Source organism: Shewanella algicola, assembly GCF_014648035.1.
GTDB classification, from domain to species: domain Bacteria; phylum Pseudomonadota; class Gammaproteobacteria; order Enterobacterales; family Shewanellaceae; genus Shewanella; species Shewanella algicola.
In genome coordinates, this window is the sequence record NZ_BMQI01000086.1 from 1 (window position 1) to 9,059 (window position 9,059).

A 9,059-nucleotide genomic window follows, 5' to 3' on the forward strand; every position below is an offset into this window, starting at 1 on the left:
TAGGTCAAATAAGATTTAATCGATAGCGTATTTTGTTTAAAAAACGTTCGCGATCTCACCCTGGTTAGCGGATCGGTTTGATTTTGTTTTGATAAGAATTGTTGGTTTTTACGTAACGCTAACTGTTGATTACGTATTTTAGTAAATTTTAAAAAACTTTTTTGTGACTCTGACCAACGCCGTAAACATCCTATAACAGCCACAAAATACACAGCAATAAATAGGGTTAAATTATCAACCGCATTGGCAAAATCCTGACTAATTTTTTCTGACGAAATCAACGCGAGATGGGTCAATAACATTAATGTTAACAACATAAATGCCTTGTTAAAGGCCATGCGCGACAATGAGCCGACATACACTAATGCCAGCAAGCCTGCTGATTGATAATGCTCATCACCAAAAATCATTGCCAACTGGGCAACATAGGTCAGTGATGCAAAAACACTAAATACCAATACAAATTCACCAAGCTCTAAATACTGTGGCGCGCGATTACGCAATAACAACAATATCAATACACAACCCAGCGACAATAAAATTTTCACCGTGATAACCAACCATAAATCTACGTGAATATGATGAAAATCGGACACAATGAAAAACAAATAAATAGGTATAACGCTCAAAGTGTATAGTGCATAAGGCAGTAGCAAATGGTGAATTTGATAATGCCTAAAACGTAATTGAGTAAACGGTGTTGCAGCTATTAATGGCTTGATATTCAAAATCACCTCAATATGCGAATGCGGCTATTACTGTCTTGTTGTAAGACAACATCAATCTGTCATCTTAGTTTGATTAATTTGCACGACACGAACAACTTGCTGCCTAAGCCAGCTTAAGGCTTGATCAGTTTCGGTGTTACTGTGCCAATAAAGGTGCGTATCGATGTCAGTTAAGCTAAATGGCATTGCACAAACCAATAAATTGGGATCAATAAATTGTTCAGCAATTGAGCGAGGCAGTGTCAGTATCAATCGAGAGCCTAGCACCATCTTGGCCGCTGTTTGATAACTTTGGCAACGGTATTTTATTAACCGATTTATCCCTTGTTGCTGCAACAATAAATCCTCCATAACCCGCCCAATAGGCCGACTAGAAACAGCAACATGCTCTGCCGATAAATAAGCCTGTTGGTTAAAGTTGTTGGCAAGCTCAGGTTGTTGACTTGCATCAATCAACACACAAAATGGATCCGATAAAAGCGGCATATGCATTAAAGGCGTATTGACGGCCCTTGCCACATCAATCGCTAAATCAACTTCCCCATTAGAAAGTTGACGCGATATATGTTCACGAGATAAAGCCATACTACAAATTTTAGCATGTGGGATCAATTTTGCTACGTGAGTTATCAACGCAGGCATCAACTGGCTTTCTAATGCTTCATGAATGGCAATGTTAAAGGTTTGTTCGGTGGTGAGTGGGTCAAACTCACCACACTGTTGCAATACTTGCCTAATACGATTGAGGGCATTAATCAGCTGTGGCGCCATACGTTGACACGCGGCAGTGGCTTGCATTTGCTGACCTTGACGCACAAATAGTGGGTCATTTAACACTAAACGAAGTCGTTTTATGGCATGACTGACCGCCGAAGGCGTAATAAATAACGACTTTGCTGCTAACGTCATATTTTGTTCAAAATACAACGCTTCAAAAATTTTTAATAAATTTAAGTCAAGTTGCTGAATTGCTTTGGTATCGGCCATGCTTCTCTCAATGTGCATCTTAACTGCGCTTAAACAACTATGAATTACATTCATTAATTGCTAGCAAGTTATTTCATTTCGTTCACTTAGAATACTACGTTATGCTGACAACATAAACAGGCTTTGATCACGTTATTCAGCTTTTTAAACTTTAGATCACACAGGACGATCGAATGAACATTTACACCACAGAAAAATCACAACAATATTTAACCAGAGTGAAATCGTTTATTGATCAACACATTCTGCCTATCGAAGCCGATATTCTCGCTGAAAATAGACGGTTGAATCACAGCAGTGATTGGACTCAATGGCAATTATCACAACAAATAGAAGCCCTTAAAGCACAAGCTAAAGCCGACGGATTATGGAATTTATTTTTGCCTGATGCCACTCTAGCTCAAGGCTTAACGTGTGTTGAATACGCTTGTTTAGCAGAAGAAATGGGCCGCTCAATCCTAGCTCCAGAGATTTTTAATTGTAATGCACCTGATACCGGCAACATGGAAGTGCTCTATCATTTTGGCAATGAACAACAAAAGGCCCAATGGCTTTCACCACTCCTTTCTGGTGATATCCGCTCTGTGTTTGCCATGACAGAGCCTGATGTCGCTTCATCAGATGCCACTAACATGCAAGCCACCATTATTGAAGACGGAGATGATGTCATCGTTAATGGCCGTAAATGGTGGTCTACGGGTTTAGGCCATCCAAACTGTCAGGTCATGATATTTATGGGGTTGTCTCACCCTGATGCAGCAAAACATCAACGCCACAGCATGGTATTAGTGCCGCTTGATACGCCAGGTGTCAATATCACGCGCATGTTAACCGCTTATGGTGACTACGATGCACCGTATGGCCATGGTGAAATGGATCTCGTTAATGTACGAGTGCCTAAGGGGAATGTCATTATGGGGCTCGGCAAAGGGTTTGAAATTGCCCAAGGTCGCTTAGGGCCGGGCCGTATTCACCATTGTATGCGAGCTATCGGCGCTGCAGAACGGGCGTTGTCGTTGGCCATTAAACGTGGCCAATCACGGGTTGCATTTAGTCAACCTATTATCAAACTCGGTGGTAACCTTGAGCGTATAGCGCAAGCGAGAATAGCTATCGAACAAGCAAGACTGTTAACCCTCAATGCTGCATGGAAAATCGATAACCTTGGTGTTAAGCATGCTATGACTGATATTTCTGCGATTAAGGTTGCAGTGCCTAATATGTTAACTCAAGTGGTTGATATGGCTATTCAATTGTATGGTGGTGCGGGCATGAATCACGATACGCCATTAGCCGGTTTTGCCACAATGGCGCGTAGCTTACGCCTAGCAGACGGCCCAGATGAAGTGCACATGGCGATGGTATCTCGTCTAGAGTTGGCTAAATACAAATAAGGTAAACCAATGAAATCGAAACAACATGTGGTGATTACCGGTGCCGCTTCTGGCTTAGGTAAAGCATTAGCTCTCAAATGGTCAGCTATGAATGCTGAAGTGTGTGTTGCCGATATTAATCAGCAAGCCGGTGAACAAGTGTGCGAGCAAATTATTGCCCAAGGCGGTAAGGCATTTTTTAGCGCATGCGATATCACCGACCCCACCAGTATTAAAGCATTGACGCATGACCTGCAATCTCGTTGGCCGCAAATTGATTTATTGATTAATAATGCCGGCGTGGCTTCTGCAGATAAAATTGCCGCCGAACCTATTTCTCAATGGCGTTGGGTAATGGAAATCAATCTGTTTGGTATCGTTAATATGTGCCAACAATTTGTGCCTATTTTTCAGCAGCAAGGTTTCGGCAGTATTGTTAACGTGGCATCACAAGCGGGCTTAACCCCTATTCCATTTATGGCCAGTTATAACGCTTCAAAAGCCGCGGTGGTGTCGTTATCTGAAACTCTCAGGCTTGAACTCGCTGACGACAATATTAATGTGAGTGTATTGTGCCCCGGCTTTTTTAAAACCAACCTTGGCACAAGTTTACGCACTCAACTACCGACAATGGAAAAGCTCCTAGGTAAATTGTTTGATAAGTCGCCAATAGATGCGACCCAAGTGGCTAATATTGCTTACCAGGGTGAGGCCAATAAACAATTTTTGCTGCTAACCCATCAACAAGGCAAACGTTTATACCAACTCAAGCGATTGTTACCACTGCGCTGGTACTTTACTATTGTCCTAAAGCAAACATTGCGCTTACGCCAATTGCTAAGGGAGGAGCAAGCTTAATGAACCAACAATATTTAGATAAAGCCAAGTCTGTTCGCTCTGGTGAAGAGCTTGACCCAGACATAATCGACCCATGGTTAAAACAACATATCGGTGGGCTTGAAGGCGACCTAACAATAACCCAATACACCGGTGGGGCTTCAAACTGGACTTATTGCCTCACTTATGACAATTGTGAGCTTATATTGCGCCGAGCGCCAATGGGGACTAAAGCCAAAGGCGCCCACGATATGGGGCGAGAGTATCGTTTACAGCAAGCACTCAAGCCTGTTTATCCTTATGTACCAGCTATGCTTGCACATTGCGAAGACGAGACGGTGTTAGGTACTGAATTTTATGTGATGGAAAAATTGAATGGCATCATTCCAAGACAAAATCTACCCAAAGGCTTAAACGTTGATAAACAACAAGCTCAAACACTGTGTACCAATGTCATTGATTGTTTAATAGAGTTACACAAAGTAGACGTAGATGTCGCCAACCTCAATCACATCGGCAAAGGTGAAGGTTACACACAACGCCAAATCAATGGATGGAGCCAACGTTACACCCAGGCTAAAACCTGGAATGTGCCCTCGGGTAAAAAAGTCATGGCTTGGTTGCAGCAACATAAGCCCGAACAAGAAACGATTTGCTTAACTCACAATGACTTTAGATTTGATAACGTAGTACTCGACCCTGATAACATCAGTAAAGTGAATGGCGTACTTGATTGGGAGCTCGCGACCTTAGGTAATCCATTAATGGATTTAGGTAACACCCTTGCCTACTGGGTTGAAGCTGATGATGACTTTCTTGCCCAAATGACTCGTCGCCAACCTACCCACCTAAAAGGCATGTTAACGCGTAAACAAGTGGTTGAATATTATTGCAATAAAATGAATATCACCATTGATGATTTTCGATTTTACGAAGTCTTCGGTTTATTCCGCTTAGCAGGGATTGTGCAGCAAATATATTATCGTTATCACCATAAGCAAACCCGAAACCCAGCTTTTAAACAGTTTTGGATTTTTTCGCATTACTTAATGTGGCGCTGTCACCGCGCGATGAAACAACAAGGATAACCATGGCAAACATCTATTTAATCCGCCACGGTCAGGCAAGTTTTGGCAGTGACAATTACGATAACTTGTCGCCATTAGGTCAAAGCCAAGCGCAACATTTGGCTAAGCATTTTAATCAACGTAATATTCGCCCCGATCAGATTATTTGTGGTGATATGGCACGTCATCAACAAACCCGGGATGCGTGTTTAGCCAGCTTGTCGCCACCTTTAATTCATCGTGACATGCAAATAAACCGCGCTTGGAATGAATTTGATCACGAACAAGTGATTGCCGTTTACCGCCCAGATTTAGCGAATCCAGAAGCGATGAAACACTACCTAAGCCAGCAACGTTCTCCTGCTAAGGCCTTTATTACTCTGTTTAGCCAAGCGATTCAACAATGGCAGTACACTGATAATATTGCCCAATACAGCGAATCTTGGCTGCATTTTAGCCAACGCGTTAGCCAAGGATTAACCCAGTTGGTGCAACAAGCTGACAATGGTAAAACCTTATTTGTATTTACTTCAGGCGGTGTCATTAGCACGGTAATAATGCAAATATTATCGATACCTGAAAGCCAATTTTTCAACATTAACAAACAAGTGGTTAATGCTAGCGTCACTCAATTACAAGTTAAACATCAACGTTTAAGTGTGATTACCATGAACGAACATGGTTATTTTGACGGTGATAACCGTCATTTATACAGTTTACTGTAGGCAATAAAAAGTACTGCCAACAATGCATAAGTCATGATAAATAATCCAATCAAAACAATAAAAAAGAGCATAATATGAAACGGACAAATATACTAATAACTGGGGCAAGTTCGGGTTTAGGGCGTGGCATGGCGATTGAGTTTGCTAAACAAAACCATAATTTAGCATTGTGCGCGCGACGTATAGATCGCTTAGAAGAATTAAAACAAGAGTTACTTAGCATAAACCCTAATATCACTGTGTTAATTAAAACACTAGACGTCAATGACCACCCACAAGTCTTTGACGTGTTCAGCCAATTTAAACAAGAGTTTGGTCAGTTAGATCGCGTCATTGTTAATGCGGGCATGGGCAAAGGAGCATCGATTGGCACCGGCTATTTTGAGGCGAACCTACAAACAGCGCAAACTAACTTTATCGCCGCGATAGCCCAATGTGAAGCCGCAATGGCTATTTTTCGCGAACAAAACAACGGTCACCTAGTCACCATTTCTTCAATCAGTGCCGTCCGTGGCTTTAGACGCGCGATGACAGTCTATGCCGCAACAAAGGCTGCGTTAACATCACTCACAGAAGGTATCCGTATTGATGTGATGGGAACCCCCATTAAAGTCAGTTGTATTCACCCAGGCTTTATTCGTACCGAAATTAATGAAAAAGTGAAAACGGTTCCGTTTATTGTCGATACCGAAACAGGGTGTAAAGCGATGGTTAGCGCAATTCAAAAAGAAAAAGCGACAGCCTATGTCCCTAGTTATCCATGGGCCCTTTTACATTGGGTATTACGTATTGCGCCGATAAGCACTATTCGTAAAATGAGTTAATCGCAATCAACCATATGGCTAATGAATGGCAGGACGCTTATTGCATCTTAAACATATCGATGTAATAAGCGTGAATCAATGGAGTAAAATTGGTTAGCGAACCCGCGGTAGATTTTATGTCGTAGAGCCTGATTGATTTTGTTTAATAAGAAGCTGTTCAAAATCCATTACAGAAAGTGGTTTTGCTAACAGGTAACCTTGACCTAACGTGCAACCAGCATCAATAAGTAATTGTTTTTGTTCTTCAGTTTCAATCCCCTCGGCGATGACTTGCATATTAAGCTTACCCGCCATCATAATAATCGCTTCGCACAGTGCCGCGTCGTTATTATCGATTGACATATTTTGCACAAAACTTTGGTCGATTTTTAAGTAATCAAAGGCAAAATTCTTTAAGTAAGAAAAAGAACAATACCCTGTACCAAAGTCATCGATCGATATGGTTATCCCCTGTTGGCGTAATGTTTCAAGCGCCTCGACCACTTCGACCTGATTATCCATGAGCAAATGCTCGGTAATTTCAATCGATATGGCCTCATAGGGTATACCTTGTGCAAGCAGAGAATCAGCCCAAGCTTTAACCAGTTTGCCTTCATTTCGGTATTGCACTGGAGAAGTGTTAATACTGATGGATAAATCTGCACAATGCCGCTGTCGCCACTCATGCACCTGTTGTGACACCTGGGTGAATATCCATTCACTGATCTCTACAATAAGGCCAATCTCTTCAGCTATTGGAATAAACTCCATCGGAGAAATTAACCCTTTTTGTGGATGTTGCCACCGGATTAATGCTTCTGCTTTTGCAATACGATGAGTATGTAAATCAACAATAGGTTGGTAAACCAAATGAAATTGTTTTTGTTCAACCGCGGTGCGTAAATCGTCGATGAGCTCCATTCGTTTTAGAAAGTCAGTACTCATATTTTCTGTAAAATAATGAATGCTATTACGACCACGTGTTTTGGCTAGATACATCGCTTGGTCTGCGTTAGTCATTAAAGCGTCAATGGTTAAACCATCATTAGGGTAACAAGCCAAGCCTATACTGGCTGTGCAATAAAAGTTTTTATGTTCTATGACATAAGGTTGTGCCAGTGTGGTTAACAGTTTTTGGCCAATTTTATCGATATCTTCTGCTGACGTTGTCCCCACAAAAGCGATAATAAATTCATCACCACCTAAACGCGCGACAATATCGTTTTTTCGGATGCTGTTTTTAATTCGGCTAGCGCACTCAATAAGCACTCTATCGCCGGCTGCATGACCTAAAGAATCATTCACATCTTTAAAGTTATCCAAATCAAGCATGGCTATTACCAATTGTTTTTTGTCACGCTCGGCATTATCAATCGCGATAGATAAGTGTTCATGCAATAAATGTCGATTAGGTAATTGGGTTAAATTATCAAAGTTAGCCTGATGCCAAATAATAGTATCCGCTTTGTCACGTTCTATGGCTATGCGAGTCAGGTTGACAAATTGTTCAACCAAATCAAACTCATTTTCGGTGGGGGTCGCTAGCGTCTTAAAATATATCGCAATTGTGCCTATAGTAGTGCCATGATGGCTAATAATCGGTTCAGACCAACACGACACCAATTGAGCTTTATGGGCTAATTTCGCCCACGGCGCCCTGTTAGGGTGTGTTGCAATATCGGTTACAAGGACTCTTTTTCCGAGCGATGCCGCCTCCCCGCACGAACCTACGCCCTTTGCGATTGGAATAACGTCTACAGCCTCTTTATAAAATTCAGGCAAACTGGGGCCGGCAGCTAAACGTAATTGTGAGCCTGTATCGTCCACTAAAGAAATACTGCACATTGTCCCTGGCAGTTCATTTTCAATGCCTTCCACCACAGCGGATAACACTTTAGATAATTTACTCGAACTGGCTATTAATTCCAGAATATTATTACGAAGCTGGTTTATTTTATCTTTTTCTAAAAGTTGACGATTTTTACGCTGCATAAAGATAGAAAAGATTAATGAAAAAATCCCGGTAACCACAAACGACGCCATGATGAGAGGTAAGGAAAAATGCTCAAAATGTTGGTAAGTTAATACTCCAGCAATAGAGATTAATAAGCCATTAAGCACACATGCGATCACTGTCGGTAATAAATAAAAACTGGCGATAATAATAGGAAAAAGCCAAAAAATTAAATCGCTGCCCACAATATAAATACCGAATAAAATATTTACATGAGCAATAATGGCAAAAAGGCCGCTAAAGAGTTTAACTTTGCTGGTAAACCAGACACCAATAAAAATGATGGAAATGCCGCCTACAGCAACAAGATCAACAAGAATTCGTAACTTATTGTATTCTAATATACTTTTAATCAAAAATGGCGATAGAATGAATATTGCTGCTGCGGTCACACCAAGTAATATTTTTTCTTCTATCGAGCGGTTTTCCATTTTCACGGTCATATTTGAAGGGAGTCCTACGCAGGGTGAGATCGCGAACGTTTTTTAAACAAAATACGCTATCGATTAAATCTTATTTGACCTA

General features: G+C 41.3%; 8 protein-coding genes. 5 read left to right on the forward strand and 3 right to left on the reverse strand.

The genetic code is table 11. The annotated features are described in order from the left end of the window. A partial coding sequence (locus IEY42_RS21055; RefSeq protein WP_188927160.1) for a hypothetical protein occupies nt 1-728 on the reverse strand: 728 nt, incomplete at its 3' end. Between the two features lie 51 nt (nt 729-779). After that, nucleotides 780-1,715, reverse strand: coding sequence for a LysR family transcriptional regulator (locus IEY42_RS21060; RefSeq protein WP_188927161.1), 936 nt, complete (start codon nt 1,713-1,715; stop codon nt 780-782). 173 nt (nt 1,716-1,888) lie between these two features. Here IEY42_RS21060 and IEY42_RS21065 point away from each other — a divergent pair, with 173 nt between their 5' ends. The 5 genes from IEY42_RS21065 (at nt 1,889) to IEY42_RS21085 (ending at nt 6,541) form a co-directional block, all read left to right on the forward strand. Further along, nucleotides 1,889-3,109, forward strand: coding sequence for an acyl-CoA dehydrogenase family protein (locus IEY42_RS21065; protein ID WP_188927162.1), 1,221 nt, complete (start codon nt 1,889-1,891; stop codon nt 3,107-3,109). Between the two features lie 9 nt (nt 3,110-3,118). Beyond that, nucleotides 3,119-3,946: an SDR family oxidoreductase gene (locus IEY42_RS21070; protein ID WP_188927163.1), complete on the forward strand. Its 828-nt coding sequence runs from the start codon at nt 3,119-3,121 to the stop codon at nt 3,944-3,946. Beyond that, nucleotides 3,946-5,013, forward strand: a complete 1,068-nt coding sequence (locus tag IEY42_RS21075; protein ID WP_188927164.1) for a phosphotransferase family protein — start codon at nt 3,946-3,948, stop codon at nt 5,011-5,013. The genes IEY42_RS21070 and IEY42_RS21075 overlap by 1 nt, the downstream gene beginning before the upstream one ends. Before the next feature lie 2 nt (nt 5,014-5,015). Then, nucleotides 5,016-5,717, forward strand: a complete 702-nt coding sequence (locus IEY42_RS21080; protein WP_188927165.1) for a histidine phosphatase family protein — start codon at nt 5,016-5,018, stop codon at nt 5,715-5,717. A 74-nt stretch (nt 5,718-5,791) separates the two neighbouring features. Continuing rightward, nucleotides 5,792-6,541 carry an SDR family oxidoreductase gene (locus tag IEY42_RS21085; protein ID WP_188927166.1) on the forward strand — a complete coding sequence of 250 codons (750 nt, stop codon included), beginning with the start codon at nt 5,792-5,794 and terminating at the stop codon, nt 6,539-6,541. A 114-nt stretch (nt 6,542-6,655) separates the two neighbouring features. Here IEY42_RS21085 and IEY42_RS21090 read toward each other — a convergent pair whose 3' ends face one another. Beyond that, on the reverse strand, nt 6,656-8,977 hold the full coding sequence (locus IEY42_RS21090) for a putative bifunctional diguanylate cyclase/phosphodiesterase (protein WP_229780228.1): 2,322 nt from the start codon (nt 8,975-8,977) through the stop codon (nt 6,656-6,658). Nucleotides 8,978-9,059: the final 82 nt, after the last annotated feature.

Excerpts from the sequence above, each read along its gene's own strand:
- IEY42_RS21075 (WP_188927164.1), top strand. The coding sequence starts at position 3,946 with ATGAACCAACAATATTTAGATAAAGCCAAGTCTGTTCGCTCTGGTGAA.
- IEY42_RS21080 (WP_188927165.1), top strand. The coding sequence starts at position 5,016 with ATGGCAAACATCTATTTAATCCGCCACGGTCAGGCAAGTTTTGGCAGT.
- IEY42_RS21085 (WP_188927166.1), top strand. The coding sequence starts at position 5,792 with ATGAAACGGACAAATATACTAATAACTGGGGCAAGTTCGGGTTTAGGG.
- IEY42_RS21090 (WP_229780228.1), bottom strand. The coding sequence starts at position 8,977 with ATGACCGTGAAAATGGAAAACCGCTCGATAGAAGAAAAAATATTACTT.
- IEY42_RS21070 (WP_188927163.1), top strand. The coding sequence starts at position 3,119 with ATGAAATCGAAACAACATGTGGTGATTACCGGTGCCGCTTCTGGCTTA.
- IEY42_RS21060 (WP_188927161.1), bottom strand. The coding sequence starts at position 1,715 with ATGGCCGATACCAAAGCAATTCAGCAACTTGACTTAAATTTATTAAAA.
- IEY42_RS21065 (WP_188927162.1), top strand. The coding sequence starts at position 1,889 with ATGAACATTTACACCACAGAAAAATCACAACAATATTTAACCAGAGTG.